Origin of the sequence: Pseudomonas paraversuta, from assembly GCF_904067025.1 — a bacterium.
GTDB lineage: Bacteria > Pseudomonadota > Gammaproteobacteria > Pseudomonadales > Pseudomonadaceae > Aquipseudomonas > Aquipseudomonas paraversuta.
In genome coordinates, this window is sequence record NZ_CAJFDA010000001.1 from 1,639,003 (window position 1) to 1,655,513 (window position 16,511).

Sequence of the window (16,511 nt, forward strand, 5' to 3'; positions counted from 1 at the left end):
AAGGCATGGAGCGAGTGTGCCAGATAGCAAAACGCCCTGCGATCCGAAGATGGCAGGGCGTTTGGCTGGATCTTTTGCGGGAGCCGGCTTGCCGGCGGTTGGGATGGCCCGTTCCATGGCTCGGAACGAGGCGCTGCTATCGCGGGCAAGCCCGCCCCCACAGGGCGAGCATCAGCCCGCGCGCACCATATCAACGTGGGGAATACCTGCTTCCAGGAACTCCTCGCTGACGATCTTGAAGCCCAGTCGCTCGTAGAACGGCGTGGCGTGCACCTGGGCACTGAGCATTTGTTGCTTCAGGCCGCGCTTTTCAGCTTCGTTGATGGTTGCCTGCATCAGCGCATCACCGACTTTCAGACCGCGCCAGTCCTTGAGCACTGAAACCCGGCCGATATGGCCGTCAGGCAAGAGCCTGGCGGTACCAATCGGAAAGTCGCCTTCATAGGCCAGAAAATGCACTGCGTCGGCATCGTCTGCGTCCCACTCCAGCTCGGGCGGTACATGTTGTTCGGCAATAAACACCGCTTCACGAATGCGTCGAAGTTCGGCGTTGTCCTTTTGCCAGTTGGCGACACGTACGTGAATCTTATTCATCGGCGAACCCCAGGCTTCCTTGTTTAACCAGCTCGCAGAGCAGGTTGCGTCCGTCTTCATCGGCCAGCCATGGGCCGAGGTTGTCACTGTGCAGTGCATCGGCGGCACAGATCATTTTCAGCAGTTCGCGCAGCTTGCCCGGCAGCAGGCGGCTTTGACCGCTGGCGAACAGCAGCAGGTCTTCATCGACTTCGGACCAGGCCAGGCGGGCGCTCGGGTTGCGGATCAGGACCGCGCCCTGTTCCAGGCTGCCCAGCAGGTCTTCTTCTTCGAGCTCCGGCCCGGTAACGAGTTCCGGATAGCGCGGTTCGGTCATGAACTGGCCGAACCAGGTCAACAGCATGCGCTCATCGCTCATGTGCTCGGCCAGCAAGCCCTTCAGGCGATCCAGTGCGTCGTGCTGGATCTGGTGCGGATCGCTGACCGGCTGCGCGTCGGCATCGGTATAGCGTTCTTCGTCCGGCAGGTACTGGCTGAGGAAGTCGGTGAAGTGGGTCAGCACTTCAGCTGCGCTTGGGGCGCGGAAACCTACCGAATAGGTCAGGCAGTCATCCACGGCCACGCCGCAATGGGCCAGGCGCGGAGGCAGGTACAGCATGTCGCCCGGCTCCAGGGTCCACTCGTCGGTGGCCTGGAAATCGGCCAGGATGCGCAGGTCGGCGTGTTCCAGCAGTTTGCTTTCGGAATCGCACATCTGGCCGATCTGCCAGTGGCGCTTGCCGTGGCCTTGCAGCAAGAACACGTCGTAGTTGTCGAAATGCGGACCAACGCTGCCACCCGGGGCGGCATAGCTGATCATCACGTCGTCGATACGCCAGCTTGGCAGGAAGCGGAAGTTTTCCAGCAGTTCGCCGACTTCAGGCACGAACTGATCGACCGCCTGCACCAGCAAGGTCCACTCACGTTCTGGCAGTTTGCCGAACTCGTCCTCGGCGAACGGGCCGCGGCGCAATTCCCATGGGCGCTCGCCGTGTTCGATGACCAGGCGTGATTCGACTTCTTCTTCAAGTGCCAGGCCGGCCAGTTCGTCGGCGTCGATCGGGCTTTCGAAGTCAGGTATGGCCTGACGGATCAGCAAGGGTTTCTTCTGCCAGTAGTCGCGCAGGAATTCCCGCGCAGTGATGCCGCCCAGAAGTTGAAGAGGAATATCAGGATTCATGTGTAACCTATTGAAAAATTGCGCTTTGTAATCGGGAATAAAAACGCCCGGCACGGCCGGGCGTTAGTAGGTCGTTGCAGCGGTCAGATGCGCTTGGCCTGTTCGATCGCGTTGCCAATGTAGTTGGCTGGCGTCAGCAGTTTCAGCTCGGCTTTGGCTGCTTGCGGCATTTCAAGGCCGTCGATGAAGGTTTGCAGTGCTTCTGGGCTGATGCCCTTGCCGCGGGTCAGCTCTTTGAGCTTCTCGTACGGGTTTTCAATGTTGTAGCGGCGCATTACGGTCTGGATCGGCTCGGCCAGGACTTCCCAGCAGGCGTCCAGGTCAGCAGCGATTTTCTGAGCGTTAAGCTCAAGCTTGCTGATGCCTTTGAGGCTGGCTTCGTACGCGATCACGCTGTGAGCAAAGCCCACGCCGAGGTTGCGCAGTACGGTGGAGTCGGTCAGGTCGCGCTGCCAGCGGGAAATTGGCAATTTGCTGGCCAGGTGCTGGAACAGCGCGTTGGCGATACCCAGGTTGCCTTCGGAGTTTTCGAAGTCGATCGGGTTGACCTTGTGCGGCATGGTCGAGGAACCGATTTCGCCGGCGATGGTGCGCTGCTTGAAGTAGCCCAGGGAGATGTAGCCCCAGATATCGCGATCGAAGTCGATCAGGATGGTGTTGAAGCGAGCGATGGCGTCGAACAGCTCGGCGATGTAGTCGTGCGGCTCGATCTGCGTGGTGTACGGGTTGAAGCCCAGGCCCAGTTCGTCTTCGATGAAGGCGCGGGCATTGGCTTCCCAGTCGATCTGCGGGTAGGCCGACAGGTGGGCGTTGTAGTTGCCCACGGCGCCGTTGATTTTGCCCAGCAGCGGGACTGCGGCCACCTGGGCGATTTGACGCTCCAGACGGTAAACCACGTTGGCCAGCTCTTTGCCCAGAGTGGTCGGCGAAGCCGGTTGGCCGTGGGTGCGCGACAGCATAGGCACGTCGGCGAACTTGATTGCCAGTTCGCGGATGGCTTCTGCGGTCTGGCGCATCAGAGGCAGCATCACGTCATCACGACCTTCGCGCAGCATCAGTGCGTGGGACAGGTTGTTGATGTCCTCGCTGGTGCAGGCAAAGTGGATGAATTCACTGACGTTGGCCAGCTCTGGCAGCTTGGCAGCCTGTTCCTTGAGCAGGTACTCAATGGCTTTGACGTCGTGGTTGGTGGTGCGCTCGATCTCTTTGACGCGCTCGGCGTGTTCCAGAGAGAAGTTTTCGGCCAGTTCATTCAGAACGGCGTTGGCTTCGGCGGAGAACGCCGGGACTTCAGGGATGGCGGCGTGAGCAGCCAGGCGCTGGAGCCAGCGGACTTCAACCAGAACGCGAGCACGGATCAAGCCGTATTCGCTGAAAATTGGGCGCAGGGCCTGGGTTTTGCCGGCGTAGCGGCCGTCAACAGGGGAAACCGCAGTGAGCGAAGAAAGCTGCATGGGGTGTTCTCGGACAGTCGGGCAACGAAATGGGGCGCGTATCATACATGAAAAAAACGGCCGGTCCGTTGCCAACTGACCGGCGTCATACGCATATCGACGTTACAAAGTGTGCCTGCTGGCGTGTTTCAGTTTCCGCGCAGCATCGGGTAAAGCTCTTTGAGCAGCTTGCGACGGCTGATTACCAGCTGCCAGCGATGGCCACCCAATTGACGCCAAAGCCGCGCTGAACGGATACCGGCCAGCAGCAGGGCGCGAATTTTTGCGGCGTTGTTCGGCTGTTGCAGATTGCGCATGTCACCGTGCACCTGAATGCGCTGGCGCAGCGTGCTCAGGGTGTCCTGGTACAGCGCGCCACAGGCGGCCACCACGTTTTCGTGGGCCGGGCCGAAGTGTTCGACCTGTGACTGGATCTGCGGCAGACGTTTGCCGATCAGTTCCAGCATGTCTTCACGCTTGGCCAGTTGTCGCTCCAGGCCGAGCATCGACAGGGCGTAGCGCAAGGGCTCGCGCTGCAGTGTATTGGGGTCGCGTTCAAGGGCGCCGATCAGGGCCCGGTAGCCTTCACGCAGATTGATGTCGTCACCACCGTAGACTTCGAGCGTGTCCTTGGGGTCGCGAATCAACAGGCTGCCAAGCATGCAGCTCAAGTCAGCTTCGCTGACCTGGCCGGTTTTGGCGATTTTGTCCACCAGTACTGCAGCGAGGAACACACCGCCCAAGGCTATCAGTTGCTCCTGAGTGGGGTTCATGCGCGGCTGTCCTTGCTGGTCCAGGGTTCGGCAACTTCAATTACGCCACCGCCCAGGCACACTTCGCCGTCGTAAAACACCACGGACTGGCCGGGGGTGACGGCGCGTTGCGGATCATCGAAGGTGGCGCGATAGCCGGTAGCGGTCTTTTCCAGCGTGCAAGGCTGGTCGCTCTGGCGATAGCGGACCTTGGCGGTCAGGCGCAACGGGCTGCTCAGGTCGATTGGGTTGACCCAGTAAATTTCGGAGGCGAGCAGGGCGCGGGAAAACAGCCACGGGTGATCGTTGCCCTGGCCGACGATCAGCTCGTTATGCTCAAGGTCTTTGATCAGCACGTACCACGGCTCGTCACTGGCGTCTTTGAGGCCGCCGATGCCCAGGCCCTGGCGCTGGCCGATGGTGTGGTACATCAGGCCGTGGTGGCGGCCTATGACTTCACCTTCGGTATTTTTGATCTCGCCCGGTTGTGCCGGCAGGTATTGCTTGAGGAAGTCGCTGAAGCGGCGCTCGCCGATAAAGCAGATCCCGGTGGAGTCCTTTTTCTTCGCGGTGGCCAGATCGTGCTTTTCAGCAATCTTGCGCACTTCGGGCTTTTCCAGTTCGCCGACCGGGAACAGGGTCTTGGCGATTTGTTCGCCGCCTACGGCATGCAGGAAATAGCTCTGGTCCTTGTTCGGGTCCAGGCCCTTGAGCAGCTCGGTGCGGCCGTCAATATCGCGACGGCGCACATAGTGGCCGGTAGCGATCAGATCGGCACCCAGCATCACGGCGTAGTCGAGGAACGCCTTGAACTTGATTTCACGGTTGCACAGGATGTCCGGGTTCGGCGTACGTCCGGCCTTGTATTCGGCCAGGAAGTGCTCGAACACGTTGTCCCAGTACTCGGCGGCAAAGTTGGCGGTGTGCAGCTTGATGCCGATTTTGTCGCACACGGCCTGGGCGTCAGCCAGGTCATCCATGGCGGTGCAGTAATCCGTTCCGTCGTCTTCCTCCCAGTTCTTCATGAACAGGCCTTCCACCTGGTAGCCCTGCTCCATGAGCAGAACGGCGGAAACGGAAGAATCGACACCGCCGGACATGCCGACGATGACGCGCTGTTTTTCGGGGGCGACTAAGGCTGGATCACGCATAAGGTTTCAATGAGTGTCTTGAAAAAGGACGCGATTCTAGCAGGCCCGAGCGCTCAAGGCTAAACCGAAGGGCGGATTAACGTCAGGTCGAACAGTTTACCGTCCAGATAATCGTCGATGCACTGCAGACTCAGCTCGCTGCGCCAGCGATGGCGTTGCTCTATCAGCTCGTCGCGGGTCATCCATAGCGGGCCGATGATGCCGGTATCCAGCTGGTAGTCGGGGTGGTGTTTAACCGCTTTGCCGGCAAAGCACACGCGCTGGTAGGTCACGCCATTGCTGGGGGCGGTGTACAAATAAATGCCGATCACGCCGGTAAGTTCGACGTCGTAGCCGGTTTCTTCGAGGGTTTCGCGGATTGCAGCGTCGATCAGGCTTTCGTTCGGATCAAGATGGCCTGCGGGTTGGTTGAGCACGGCGCGTTCGCCTTTGAGCTCTTCGACCATCAGAAAACGGCCATTGTCTTCAACGACAGTGGCGACGGTGATGTGGGGTTTCCATTCCATGTGTAGGCCCTATGGGGTGCGGGGAGGGGCAGGATATATCCTGTGGGAGCTTGCAAGCCAGCGCTCAGCTGGTGCGGCAGGTCAGATGCTGTGTGGTGAGCGTCGCCGCCAAGCCAGCTGCCATGGGGTTTGTATTGGCCCAAAAACACAAACCCCGGCGTCGTGGGCCGGGGTTTGTGTTGTTGCCTGTTGCCCTTACGCGGAAGCGATGATCGCGTTCAGCGTGGCGCTAGGGCGCATTACTTTGCTCACCTTGTCGGCGTCGGCGTGGTAGTAGCCACCGATGTCGACCGGCTTGCCCTGTACGGCGTTGAGTTCGGCAACAATTTTTGCCTCGTTCTCGGCCAGGGCTTTTGCCACAGGGGCGAACTGCGCTTGCAGTTCTTTGTCTTCAGTCTGGGCGGCCAGGGCTTGAGCCCAGTACAGCGCCAGGTAGAAGTGGCTACCGCGGTTGTCGATATTGCCGACTTTGCGCGATGGCGACTTGTTGTTGTCGAGGAACTGGCCGGTGGCCTGATCCAGGGTCTTGGCCAACACCAACGCTTTCGGGTTGTTGTAGGTTGTGCCCAGGTGCTCCAGGGAGGCAGCCAGTGCCAGGAACTCACCCAGCGAGTCCCAACGCAGGAAGTTTTCTTCCAGCAATTGTTGTACGTGCTTGGGAGCCGAACCGCCTGCGCCGGTTTCAAACAGACCGCCGCCATTCATCAGCGGTACGATCGAGAGCATTTTGGCGCTGGTGCCCAGTTCCATGATCGGGAACAGGTCGGTCAGGTAGTCGCGCAGTACGTTGCCGGTCACCGAAATGGTGTCCAGACCCGCACGGGTGCGTTCCAGGGTGAACTTCATGGCATCTACCGGCGCCATGATGCGAATGTCCAGGCCGCTGGTGTCGTGATCCTTCAGGTAGGTTTCAACCTTTTTGATCATTTCGGCGTCGTGGCTACGCTTTGGATCGAGCCAGAACACGGCCGGAGTGTTGCTGGCACGAGCACGGTTCACGGCCAGTTTCACCCAGTCACGGATCGGCGCGTCTTTGGCCTGGCACATGCGCCAGATATCGCCTTCTTCAACCTTTTGTTCCATCAGCACGTTGCCGTTGCTGTCGGTTACCCGAACTACACCAGGGGTCTTGATCTGGAAGGTTTTGTCGTGGGAGCCGTACTCTTCGGCTTTTTGCGCCATCAGGCCAACGTTTGGCACGCTGCCCATGGTGGTTGGATCGAAGGCGCCGTGCTTCTGGCAGTCTTCGATGGTCGCCTGGTAGATGGTGGCGTAGCAGCGATCCGGGATCACGGCTTTAGTGTCTTGCAGCTGGCCTTCGGTGTTCCACATTTTGCCGGAATCACGAATCATGGCCGGCATCGAGGCGTCAACGATGACGTCGCTCGGTACGTGCAGGTTGGTGATGCCTTTGTCGGAGTTCACCATCGCCAGCGCAGGGCGATCAGCGTACACCGCCTGGATATCAGCTTCGATTTCAGCTTGCTTCTCGGCCGGCAGGGCCTTGATGCGAGCGTACAGGTCGCCGATGCCGTTGTTCAGGTTGAAGCCGATTTCTTTCAGGGTGTCAGCGTGTTTATCCAGCGCATCTTTGTAGAACTCAGCCACGATCTGACCAAACATGATCGGGTCGGAGACCTTCATCATGGTGGCTTTCAAGTGAACCGAGAACAATACGCCCTTTTTCTTGGCGTCTTCGATTTCGGCCGCGATGAACTCGCGCAATGCCTTTTTGCTCATTACGGAGCAATCGATGATCTCGCCGGCCTGAACCGCGGTTTTCTCTTTCAGGACGGTGGTGGTGCCGTCTTGAGCGATCAATTCGATTTTAACGCTGCCCGGGGCTTCGATCAGGGCAGACTTTTCGCTGCCATAGAAGTCGCCTTCGCTCATGTGAGCGACGTGGGATTTGGAGTCGGTACTCCATGCGCCCATTTTATGCGGGTGCTTGCGGGCATAGTTCTTGACCGACAGCGGTGCGCGGCGGTCGGAGTTGCCTTCGCGCAGTACCGGGTTTACGGCGCTGCCCATGACTTTGCTGTAACGCGCTTTGATTTCTTTTTCAGCGTCAGTAGTCACGGTCTCCGGGTAATCCGGAATGTCAAAGCCCTGCGCTTGCAGTTCTTTGATCGCGGCCTGCAATTGCGGGACCGAGGCGCTGATGTTAGGCAGCTTGATGATGTTGGCTTCAGGTGTAACGGCCAGGGCGCCCAGTTCGGCGAGGTGGTCTGCTACAGCCTTGGCACCCAATTGCTCGGGGAAGCTGGCAAGGATACGGCCTGCCAGAGAGATGTCGCGCGTCTCAACGGCGATATCAGCGCTAGCGGTAAAGGCTTCGATGATAGGCAGCAGTGAATAGGTGGCGAGCGCCGGAGCTTCGTCGGTGAAGGTATAGATGATCTTCGAACGGTTGGGCATTTCGGATTAACTCTCTTCTTTGCTGAGCGTGCTCAGATACTCGAGATGCGCAGGGTAGGCGCTTTCGTTCACAGTGAACAATGAGCCGAAAGTCGAGGTTCTTCGCGGTGATGTGAATGCATCAGTAGAGCGTCAAGCGGTCGAGCCGGGGTAACGACTCAGCCTTTCTAGGCCTGAAAGACTCATTCCAGTAGGTGTATCTGAGTGACTCCGTGGTCACCGGCGCAGTATACATAGGTCACTAATGTTCCTGCGAGGGCTGCGCAATATCGGAGATCATCCATTGGTCTAAGAATGGATTGTACGATGTGCCGGTAGCTGGTGCCTGGTCCTTTGTTTCCGGGCTTGTCCGGACAATGTCACACCGAGGGTATTAATGTGGAGCATCGGTTTTGCGCGCTGATTTAACCTGATTGTGCCCGGCCATAAAAAAAACCGGCCGGTTCGGGTAGGCGAACAGGCCGGTTTTTTATGTGGCAGGTTGTGTGCTGGCGGGTCAGGCCGGAAGGCCGCTGGCCTCTGGTTCGGTCACTGGCGAAAGCGCAATGGCTTTGGCGTCGGTAATCGCCACGGCATGCAGGCCTTTAGGGCCTTGGGTAATTTCGAAGCTTACGGGTTGGCCGGCTTTGAGTGTCTTGTAGCCGTCCATCTGAATGGCGGAAAAGTGGGCAAAAAAGTCGATTTCGTTACCGTCGTCATCTTTGCCTTCCTTGGCCTCTGTGTTGATAAAGCCGAAGCCTTTGGCATTGTTGAACCACTTGACCTTGCCTTGCATACTCATATCCCTCTGCTGCAAACGACTCCATCACTGGAGTATCATCCAGTTCTCTCGCACATGAACCACTAAATATGGTTGACTGCGCGGACCTTTATTCCCCACTGTGGGTTGCATTGGTTGTAACACCGTTTTACCGATAGTCAAGGTCACGCGGCGGCGCTGTTGAAATTTGACACGTTTGCCTCCATCACTGTAATCGATCAACGACGAACCTTTCTTTCCATGCATGCAATCAGCCAGACTCGACTAACATTCAATCAGGATCAGCCCGATTTTGATGGCGAAGACTCCGCTGGCTTGGCTGTGCAAGAGGCTAAGCCTGCGCTCCAGGCGCCGCCGATGTACAAGGTGGTTTTGTTTAACGATGACTACACACCCATGGATTTCGTTGTAGAAATACTTGAGGTGTTCTTTAACTTGAATCGCGAATTGGCGACCAAGGTCATGCTGGCCGTCCATACAGAAGGACGGGCTGTGTGCGGCATCTATACCCGCGACATTGCCGAGACCAAGGCGGCGCAGGTAAACCAGTACGCACGCGAAAGTCAGCATCCGCTACTCTGTGAAATCGAGAAGGACGGTTAACGCCGACCACTTGGGTATGAGGTGAAGCCATGTTAAATCGCGAGCTCGAAGTCACCCTCAATCTGGCCTTCAAGGAAGCCCGCTCCAAACGTCATGAATTCATGACGGTTGAGCACCTCCTTCTTGCGCTTTTGGATAATGAGGCGGCCGCAACCGTTCTACGCGCCTGTGGCGCAAACCTCGACAAACTCAAGCATGACCTGCAAGAGTTTATTGATTCCACGACTCCCCTTATCCCTGCCCACGATGAAGATCGCGAAACCCAGCCAACCCTGGGCTTCCAGCGCGTCTTGCAGCGTGCCGTATTCCATGTACAAAGCTCTGGCAAACGTGAGGTCACGGGTGCCAATGTACTGGTTGCGATTTTTAGCGAACAAGAAAGCCAGGCAGTGTTTCTGCTCAAGCAGCAGAGCGTTGCGCGTATTGATGTGGTCAACTTCATTGCCCATGGCATTTCCAAGGTCCCGGGGCAGGGCGATCACTCCGACGGCGAAAATGACATGCAGGACGAAGAGGGTGGCGAATCGTCGTCCTCAAGCAATCCGCTGGACGCCTATGCCAGTAATTTGAATGAACTGGCTCGCCAGGGCCGCATCGATCCTCTGGTGGGGCGCGAAATGGAAGTTGAGCGTGTCGCCCAGATCCTGGCGCGTCGTCGCAAAAACAACCCATTGCTGGTCGGTGAGGCCGGCGTGGGTAAAACCGCAATTGCCGAAGGTCTGGCCAAGCGTATCGTCGACAATCAAGTGCCGGACTTGCTGGCTAACAGCATCGTCTACTCCCTTGATCTCGGCGCCTTGCTGGCTGGTACCAAGTACCGTGGTGATTTCGAGAAGCGTTTCAAGGCGTTGCTCGGCGAACTGAAAAAGCGTCCGCATGCGATTTTGTTTATCGACGAAATCCACACCATCATTGGTGCGGGCGCGGCCTCTGGTGGCGTTATGGACGCCTCCAACCTGCTTAAGCCGCTATTGTCCTCGGGTGATATCCGCTGTATCGGTTCGACGACGTTCCAGGAGTTTCGCGGGATCTTCGAAAAAGACCGGGCACTGGCGCGGCGCTTCCAGAAAGTCGATGTGTCCGAGCCTTCGGTTGAAGACACCATCGGTATCCTGCGTGGCCTCAAGGGCCGTTTCGAGCAGCATCACGGTATCGAATACAGTGATGAGGCCTTGCGCGCGGCGGCTGAGCTGGCTTCGCGCTACATCAACGATCGGCACATGCCGGACAAGGCGATTGATGTGATCGACGAAGCAGGGGCATATCAGCGCCTGCAGCCGGTGGAGAAGCGTGTAAAGCGCATCGAAGTGGAGCAGGTCGAAGATATCGTTGCGAAAATCGCCCGTATTCCTCCCAAGCACGTATCCAGTTCAGACAAGGAACTGCTGCGTAACCTGGAGCGGGATCTGAGAATGACCGTATTCGGTCAGGAAGCCGCTATTGATTCGTTGTCGACGGCGATCAAGCTGTCCCGTGCCGGCCTCAAGTCCCCTGACAAGCCTGTCGGCTCGTTCCTGTTCGCAGGTCCGACCGGGGTTGGTAAAACCGAAGCTGCCCGCCAGCTGGCCAAGGCTTTGGGGATCGAACTGGTACGTTTCGACATGTCCGAGTATATGGAGCGTCACACCGTGTCGCGCCTGATCGGTGCGCCTCCAGGGTATGTCGGTTTCGATCAGGGCGGCTTGCTGACGGAAGCCATCACCAAGCAGCCGCATTGCGTGCTGCTGCTCGATGAGATCGAGAAGGCTCACCCTGAGGTCTTTAACCTGCTGCTGCAGGTCATGGACCACGGTACGCTGACCGATAACAACGGGCGCAAGGCCGACTTCCGCAACGTGATCGTGATCATGACCACCAATGCGGGTGCCGAGACGGCTTCGCGGGCTTCCATCGGGTTCACGATTCAGGATCATGCTTCCGATGCAATGGAAGCGATCAAGAAGAGCTTTACTCCGGAGTTCCGTAACCGTCTGGACACCATTATTCAATTTGGTCGCCTCAGTCATGAGGTTATCAAGCATGTGGTGGACAAGTTCCTCACCGAGTTGCAGGCGCAGCTGGATGACAAGCACGTGCAACTGGTGGTGTCGGACGAGGCTCGTGGCTGGTTGGCTGCTGGGGGCTACGATGCGTTGATGGGTGCACGCCCTATGGCGCGTCTGATCCAGGACAAGATCAAGCGTCCGCTGGCTGAAGAGATTCTCTTTGGTGAACTGGCCGATCATGGCGGTGTGGTACATATCGACCTGAAAGACGGCGAGCTGACCTTTGAGTTTGAAACTGCGGTAGAAATGGCTTGATGTGACATTGCTGCAAAAAAAAGCGCCGAAAGGCGCTTTTTTTATGGGTGGACTGTTTATGGAGGTTGCGGCGCGAGGCCAGCTCGCTCCGGCAGGGGGGGCAAATCGCGGACACACAAAAACGCCCGGCAGAACCGGGCGTTTTGTATTGACTTGATTAACGAGCGCGGTAAGTGATGCGCCCTTTGCTCAAGTCATAGGGCGTCAGCTCGACGCGCACTTTGTCGCCGGTAAGAATACGAATGTAGTTCTTGCGCATCTTGCCGGAAATATGCGCGGTTACGACGTGCCCATTTTCCAACTCCACACGAAACATGGTGTTGGGCAGGGTGTCGACGACAGTGCCTTCCATTTCGAAGCTGTCTTCTTTCGACATGCAGTAAAGCCCTCGGTGTCCAATGAATGGCCCGGTGCAACTGCGCCAGGCAAAAGCGGCGTGCATTGTGCCCGAAAAATGGGGTTTAAGCCAAGGGTTCAGTTAACAGTGCTCCATCGCTGATTTATCAGCAGCTCTATCGGCCGATATTCCGTCTTGTAATTCATCTTTTTGCAGTTCTTGATCCAGTACCCCAAATACAGTGCATCCAGCCCCAGGCGCCTGGCTTCGGCGATCTGCCAGAGAATCCCGTATCGCCCCAGACTGCGGCGCTCTTCGGCAGGTTCGTAGAAGGTATAGACCGCCGATAAACCGTTGGGCAGTACGTCGGTCACGGCGACCGCCAACAGGCGTCCATCAAGGCGAAATTCGTAGAATGTAGAGAACGGCAGGTCGCGTACCAAAAAAGTCGAAAACTGGTCGCGGCTCGGTGGATACATGTCGCCATCGGCATGCCGCTGCTCGATATAGCGCTGATACAGACCAAAGTTCTCTTCGCTGAAGCCGGGTTTTACCGCTTGCACCTGCAGGTCGGCATTACGCTTGAAAATACGTTTTTGCTGGCGGTTGGGCATAAAGCGCGCGACAGGAATCCGCGCCGGGGTGCAGGCATCGCATTTCAGGCAATGGGGACGATAGAGGTGATCACCACTGCGCCGGAAACCCATTTCGGACAAGTCGGCATAGACCTGCACATCCATCGGCTGGCTGGGGTCGAGGAACAGCGTGGTGGCTTGTTCATCGGGCAGGTAGCTGCAAACGTGAGGTTGAGTGGCATAAAACTTCAAACGCGCCAGCTCGGTCATGATGGGCCCTCGGGAAATCTTTTGAATTAAGTGTAAGCCAGTGCGCAAAACTCGCCTATAAAACCCTGCCTGCAATAACTGCAGCCAGCGACGAGGCTACAGAGGTGTGGCCCACGCCGCGGTTGAGGGTTGGTCCAGATGCTGGCGCAGGTAGTCGGCAAACTGTTGGCGCGGGATTGAGCGTGCACCCAGGCTTTCCAGATGATTGGTCGGCATTTGGCAATCAATCAGCACGAAACCCCAGGCCTGGAGTTGCCTGACCAGTGTGGCAAAGCCGAATTTTGAAGCGTTATCGGCCCGGCTGAACATGGACTCGCCAAAAAATAGCTGGCCCATTGCCAGGCCGTACAGGCCGCCGACCAGTGTGCCGTTATCCCAGACCTCCACCGAATGGGCGTGCCCGCGGGCGTGAAGTTCGGTGTAGGCGTTTTGCATGTCGTCGGTGATCCAGGTGCCATCCGCGTAACTGCGGGGTGCGGCGCAGGCCTGGATGACACTTGCGAAGTCACGATCAAAGCTCACCTGGTAGCGTTGCTGGCGCAAGAGTTTCCCCAGGCTGCGGGATACATGCAGTTCCTCGGGGAACAGCACTGTGCGCGGATCGGGCGACCACCAGAGAATGGGCTGGCCTTCGGAAAACCACGGAAAGCAGCCATGGCGGTAGGCCTGGATCAGGCGGTCGGCTGATAGATCGCCGCCCGCGGCCAAAAGTCCGTTGGGCTCGCGCATGGCTTTGGTAAGCGGCGGGAATGTCAGGGTGTCGCGTTTTAACCAGGTCAGCATGGCAATCCGTCTTGCGGGAGAAGGGGAGGGCGGTTGCAACTCTGTCGCGCAAATGCGGTCTCAGTCGATCTGCCAGTTAAATGTAAGCTCTGTTTTGACGGTGGTATAAGTCTTTGTCACAAAAGGTAATACATGCTCAAATTGGCGCTTCTCAGCCAGTCGCGCGCCGATTTTGCCCGCGCCTTGAGGCCACGTGGCATCAGCGGCTTAAACCCGTACAATGGCCCGCCTGTTTGAGCTGATCTAGACTGCACGGATGTCACTGCAGACTACTGCGGGTAATAGTACAAGGCTGTGTACAGCGCTGGTCAGTTTCATGTCGGAACTTGTCACCTGCTCAATATGGGCAGTACTTTGCAGTCAATTTAGTCAATTAATAGTTGGGCGCGCCAAAGGCGCAGGAAAAGACCCGTTTTGAAGAAATCCACAGCAGCAGCACCCAAAGCCGTTCCTCTCTGGCGTCAGCAATTGCACTACCGGCTCAAGGAAGGTGCATTGATCGCTATTGGCGCCCTATGCCTGTTCATGATCATGGCCTTGCTGACCTACGGCAAGGACGATCCCGGCTGGAGCCATAACAGCCGCGTAGTCGATGTGCAGAACTTCGGCGGACCTGCGGGCTCCTACAGCGCTGACATCCTGTTTATGGTGCTCGGTTACTTTGCCTACATCTTTCCGTTGCTGCTGGCGATCAAGGCCTGGCAGATCTTCCGTGAGCGGCATCAGCCCTGGCAGTGGAGCGGCCTGTTGTTCTCGTGGCGCCTGGTAGGTCTGATATTTCTGGTGCTCTCGGGCGCAGCTCTGGCCCATATCCACTTCCATTCGGCCGCAGGTTTGCCGGCTGGCGCGGGCGGTGCACTGGGCGAAAGCCTGGGTGATCTGGCCAAGAACGCACTGAACATCCAGGGCAGTACCTTGCTGCTGATTGCGTTGTTCCTGTTCGGGCTGACGGTGTTCACCGACCTGTCATGGTTCAAGGTCATGGACGTCACCGGTAAAATTACCCTCGATCTGTTCGAGCTGATCCAGGGCGCAGCCAATCGCTGGTGGTCGGACCGCAACGAGCGCAAACAGCTTGTTGCCCAGTTGCGTGAAGTCGACACCCGGGTCAGTGAAGTGGTCGCCCCAAGCGTGTCCGACAAGCGTGAACAGGCCAAGGCCAAGGAGCGCCTGATCGAGCGCGAACAGGCATTGACCAAGCACATGTCCGAGCGTGAAAAACACGTGCCGGCCGTCATCGCTCCGGCGCCGGCCAAAGTGCCCGAGCCGAGCAAGCGGGTCCAAAAAGAGAAGCAGGCACCGTTGTTTGTAGACAGCGCGGTTGAAGGCACCTTGCCGCCGATCTCTATTCTTGACCCGGCCGAGAAGAAACAACTCAATTACTCCCCTGAATCCCTGGCGGCTGTAGGCCATCTGCTTGAAATCAAACTCAAGGAATTCGGGGTCGAAGTGTCGGTGGATTCGATCCACCCGGGCCCGGTGATCACCCGTTACGAAATTCAACCGGCGGCCGGGGTCAAGGTCAGCCGCATTGCCAACCTGGCCAAGGACCTGGCGCGCTCGCTGGCGGTGACCAGCGTACGGGTGGTTGAAGTCATTCCGGGCAAAACCACCGTGGGTATCGAAATCCCCAACGAAGACCGCCAGATCGTGCGGTTCTCTGAAGTGCTGTCGACCCCCGAGTTTGATGACGCCAAGTCTCCAGTCACCCTGGCGTTGGGCCACGATATTGGTGGCAAACCGGTGATTACCGACCTGGCCAAGATGCCGCACTTGCTGGTGGCCGGTACCACCGGTTCCGGTAAGTCCGTAGGCGTGAACGCCATGATTTTGTCGATTTTGTTCAAGTCGGGCCCGGAAGACGCCAAGCTGATCATGATCGACCCGAAAATGCTTGAACTGTCGATCTATGAAGGCATTCCGCATTTGCTGTGTCCGGTGGTCACGGACATGAAAGATGCGGCTAACGCCCTGCGCTGGAGCGTTGCCGAGATGGAGCGGCGCTACAAGTTGATGGCCAAGATGGGGGTGCGAAACCTCGCGGGCTTCAACCAGAAGATCAAGGATGCCGAGGCTGCCGGCGAGCCGCTGACCGATCCGCTGTACAAGCGCGAAAGCATCCATGACGAAGCGCCGCTGCTGGTCAAGTTGCCCACCATCGTGGTGGTGGTCGACGAATTTGCCGACATGATGATGATCGTCGGCAAGAAGGTCGAAGAACTGATCGCCCGTATCGCCCAGAAAGCACGGGCTGCGGGTATTCACCTGATCCTCGCCACCCAGCGTCCGTCGGTGGATGTGATCACCGGTCTGATCAAGGCCAACATTCCGACCCGTATGGCGTTCCAGGTGTCGAGCAAGATCGACTCGCGCACCATTATCGACCAGGGTGGTGCCGAACAACTGCTGGGCCATGGCGACATGCTCTACATGCCGCCCGGCACCAGCCTGCCGATTCGTGTGCACGGCGCGTTCGTCTCTGACGAAGAAGTGCACCGTGTGGTTGAAGCCTGGAAGCTGCGTGGCAGCCCTGATTACAACGATGACATCCTGGCCGGCGTTGAAGAGCCGGGTAGCGGCTTTGATGGCGGCAGCAGTGAGGGCAGTGACGACGCTGAAACCGATGCCTTGTATGACGAGGCGGTTCAGTTTGTACTCGAAAGCCGTCGTGCCTCGATCTCTGCAGTGCAGCGCAAGCTGAAAATTGGATATAACCGGGCCGCTCGCATGATCGAGTCCATGGAAATGGCCGGGGTTGTCACGTCAATGAATACCAATGGCTCGCGTGAAGTGCTGGCGCCGGCCCCAATGCGCGACTGATTTGCCTGCGGGCATTCGCGAGCAGCGTTCAACTAATCAATGAGGATTTC

14 protein-coding genes are annotated in these 16,511 nt (G+C 57.8%); 3 read left to right on the plus strand and 11 right to left on the minus strand.

The window, feature by feature from the left end:
- Positions 1 to 171: 171 nt before the first annotated feature.
- The 8 genes from JQ848_RS07725 to JQ848_RS07760 all read right to left on the minus strand — a co-directional run bounded on the left by JQ848_RS07725 (position 172) and on the right by JQ848_RS07760 (position 8,788).
- The gene (locus tag JQ848_RS07725; RefSeq protein WP_003447004.1) at positions 172 to 594 is read right to left on the minus strand and encodes a GNAT family N-acetyltransferase; all 423 of its coding nucleotides are present in this window, start codon (positions 592 to 594) and stop codon (positions 172 to 174) included.
- Positions 587 to 1,753: a ribosomal protein uL16 3-hydroxylase gene (locus tag JQ848_RS07730; protein ID WP_003447014.1), complete on the minus strand. Its 1,167-nt coding sequence runs from the start codon at positions 1,751 to 1,753 to the stop codon at positions 587 to 589. Before JQ848_RS07730 ends, JQ848_RS07725 begins: the two co-directional genes overlap by 8 nt.
- Positions 1,754 to 1,836: 83 nt before the next feature.
- Positions 1,837 to 3,207, minus strand: coding sequence for an adenylosuccinate lyase (gene purB, locus JQ848_RS07735; RefSeq protein WP_003447016.1), 1,371 nt, complete (start codon positions 3,205 to 3,207; stop codon positions 1,837 to 1,839).
- A gap of 128 nt (positions 3,208 to 3,335) precedes the next feature.
- On the minus strand, positions 3,336 to 3,959 hold the full coding sequence (gene hflD / locus JQ848_RS07740; protein WP_003447017.1) for a high frequency lysogenization protein HflD: 624 nt from the start codon (positions 3,957 to 3,959) through the stop codon (positions 3,336 to 3,338).
- Positions 3,956 to 5,089, minus strand: coding sequence for a tRNA 2-thiouridine(34) synthase MnmA (gene mnmA, locus JQ848_RS07745; RefSeq protein WP_003447019.1), 1,134 nt, complete (start codon positions 5,087 to 5,089; stop codon positions 3,956 to 3,958). Before mnmA ends, hflD begins: the two co-directional genes overlap by 4 nt.
- Before the next feature lie 59 nt (positions 5,090 to 5,148).
- Positions 5,149 to 5,595: an NUDIX hydrolase gene (locus JQ848_RS07750; protein ID WP_003447021.1), complete on the minus strand. Its 447-nt coding sequence runs from the start codon at positions 5,593 to 5,595 to the stop codon at positions 5,149 to 5,151.
- A 195-nt stretch (positions 5,596 to 5,790) separates the two neighbouring features.
- Positions 5,791 to 8,013, minus strand: a complete 2,223-nt coding sequence (locus JQ848_RS07755; RefSeq protein WP_003447023.1) for an NADP-dependent isocitrate dehydrogenase — start codon at positions 8,011 to 8,013, stop codon at positions 5,791 to 5,793.
- Between the two features lie 496 nt (positions 8,014 to 8,509).
- Positions 8,510 to 8,788 carry a cold shock domain-containing protein gene (locus tag JQ848_RS07760; RefSeq protein ID WP_202211258.1) on the minus strand — a complete coding sequence of 93 codons (279 nt, stop codon included), beginning with the start codon at positions 8,786 to 8,788 and terminating at the stop codon, positions 8,510 to 8,512.
- A 225-nt stretch (positions 8,789 to 9,013) separates the two neighbouring features.
- Here JQ848_RS07760 and clpS point away from each other — a divergent pair, with 225 nt between their 5' ends.
- Positions 9,014 to 9,376 (plus strand): ATP-dependent Clp protease adapter ClpS, encoded by a 363-nt coding sequence (clpS, locus tag JQ848_RS07765; RefSeq protein ID WP_003447027.1) that lies wholly within the window; start codon positions 9,014 to 9,016, stop codon positions 9,374 to 9,376.
- Positions 9,377 to 9,405: 29 nt separating this feature from the next.
- On the plus strand, positions 9,406 to 11,676 hold the full coding sequence (gene clpA, locus JQ848_RS07770; RefSeq protein ID WP_003447030.1) for an ATP-dependent Clp protease ATP-binding subunit ClpA: 2,271 nt from the start codon (positions 9,406 to 9,408) through the stop codon (positions 11,674 to 11,676).
- Between the two features lie 157 nt (positions 11,677 to 11,833).
- Here clpA and infA read toward each other — a convergent pair whose 3' ends face one another.
- The 3 genes from infA to aat form a co-directional block, all read right to left on the minus strand.
- The gene (infA, locus tag JQ848_RS07775) at positions 11,834 to 12,052 is read right to left on the minus strand and encodes a translation initiation factor IF-1 (RefSeq protein ID WP_002553999.1); all 219 of its coding nucleotides are present in this window, start codon (positions 12,050 to 12,052) and stop codon (positions 11,834 to 11,836) included.
- Positions 12,053 to 12,150: 98 nt separating this feature from the next.
- Positions 12,151 to 12,858, minus strand: a complete 708-nt coding sequence (locus JQ848_RS07780) for an arginyltransferase (protein WP_003447032.1) — start codon at positions 12,856 to 12,858, stop codon at positions 12,151 to 12,153.
- Positions 12,859 to 12,954: 96 nt separating this feature from the next.
- Positions 12,955 to 13,641: a leucyl/phenylalanyl-tRNA--protein transferase gene (aat, locus tag JQ848_RS07785; RefSeq protein ID WP_003447034.1), complete on the minus strand. Its 687-nt coding sequence runs from the start codon at positions 13,639 to 13,641 to the stop codon at positions 12,955 to 12,957.
- Positions 13,642 to 14,013: 372 nt separating this feature from the next.
- On the opposite strand from aat, the gene JQ848_RS07790 reads away from it, so the two are divergent.
- Positions 14,014 to 16,461: a DNA translocase FtsK gene (locus tag JQ848_RS07790; RefSeq protein WP_177412945.1), complete on the plus strand. Its 2,448-nt coding sequence runs from the start codon at positions 14,014 to 14,016 to the stop codon at positions 16,459 to 16,461.
- Positions 16,462 to 16,511: the final 50 nt, after the last annotated feature.

What these genes read in the sequence shown, in the direction of transcription:
- JQ848_RS07725 (WP_003447004.1), bottom strand. Translation starts at nt 594, where the DNA reads ATGAATAAGATTCACGTACGTGTCGCCAACTGGCAAAAGGACAACGCC.
- JQ848_RS07730 (WP_003447014.1), bottom strand. Translation starts at nt 1,753, where the DNA reads ATGAATCCTGATATTCCTCTTCAACTTCTGGGCGGCATCACTGCGCGG.
- purB (WP_003447016.1), bottom strand. Translation starts at nt 3,207, where the DNA reads ATGCAGCTTTCTTCGCTCACTGCGGTTTCCCCTGTTGACGGCCGCTAC.
- hflD (WP_003447017.1), bottom strand. Translation starts at nt 3,959, where the DNA reads ATGAACCCCACTCAGGAGCAACTGATAGCCTTGGGCGGTGTGTTCCTC.
- mnmA (WP_003447019.1), bottom strand. Translation starts at nt 5,089, where the DNA reads ATGCGTGATCCAGCCTTAGTCGCCCCCGAAAAACAGCGCGTCATCGTC.
- JQ848_RS07750 (WP_003447021.1), bottom strand. Translation starts at nt 5,595, where the DNA reads ATGGAATGGAAACCCCACATCACCGTCGCCACTGTCGTTGAAGACAAT.
- JQ848_RS07755 (WP_003447023.1), bottom strand. Translation starts at nt 8,013, where the DNA reads ATGCCCAACCGTTCGAAGATCATCTATACCTTCACCGACGAAGCTCCG.
- JQ848_RS07760 (WP_202211258.1), bottom strand. Translation starts at nt 8,788, where the DNA reads ATGCAAGGCAAGGTCAAGTGGTTCAACAATGCCAAAGGCTTCGGCTTT.
- clpS (WP_003447027.1), top strand. Translation starts at nt 9,014, where the DNA reads ATGCATGCAATCAGCCAGACTCGACTAACATTCAATCAGGATCAGCCC.
- clpA (WP_003447030.1), top strand. Translation starts at nt 9,406, where the DNA reads ATGTTAAATCGCGAGCTCGAAGTCACCCTCAATCTGGCCTTCAAGGAA.
- infA (WP_002553999.1), bottom strand. Translation starts at nt 12,052, where the DNA reads ATGTCGAAAGAAGACAGCTTCGAAATGGAAGGCACTGTCGTCGACACC.
- JQ848_RS07780 (WP_003447032.1), bottom strand. Translation starts at nt 12,858, where the DNA reads ATGACCGAGCTGGCGCGTTTGAAGTTTTATGCCACTCAACCTCACGTT.
- aat (WP_003447034.1), bottom strand. Translation starts at nt 13,641, where the DNA reads ATGCTGACCTGGTTAAAACGCGACACCCTGACATTCCCGCCGCTTACC.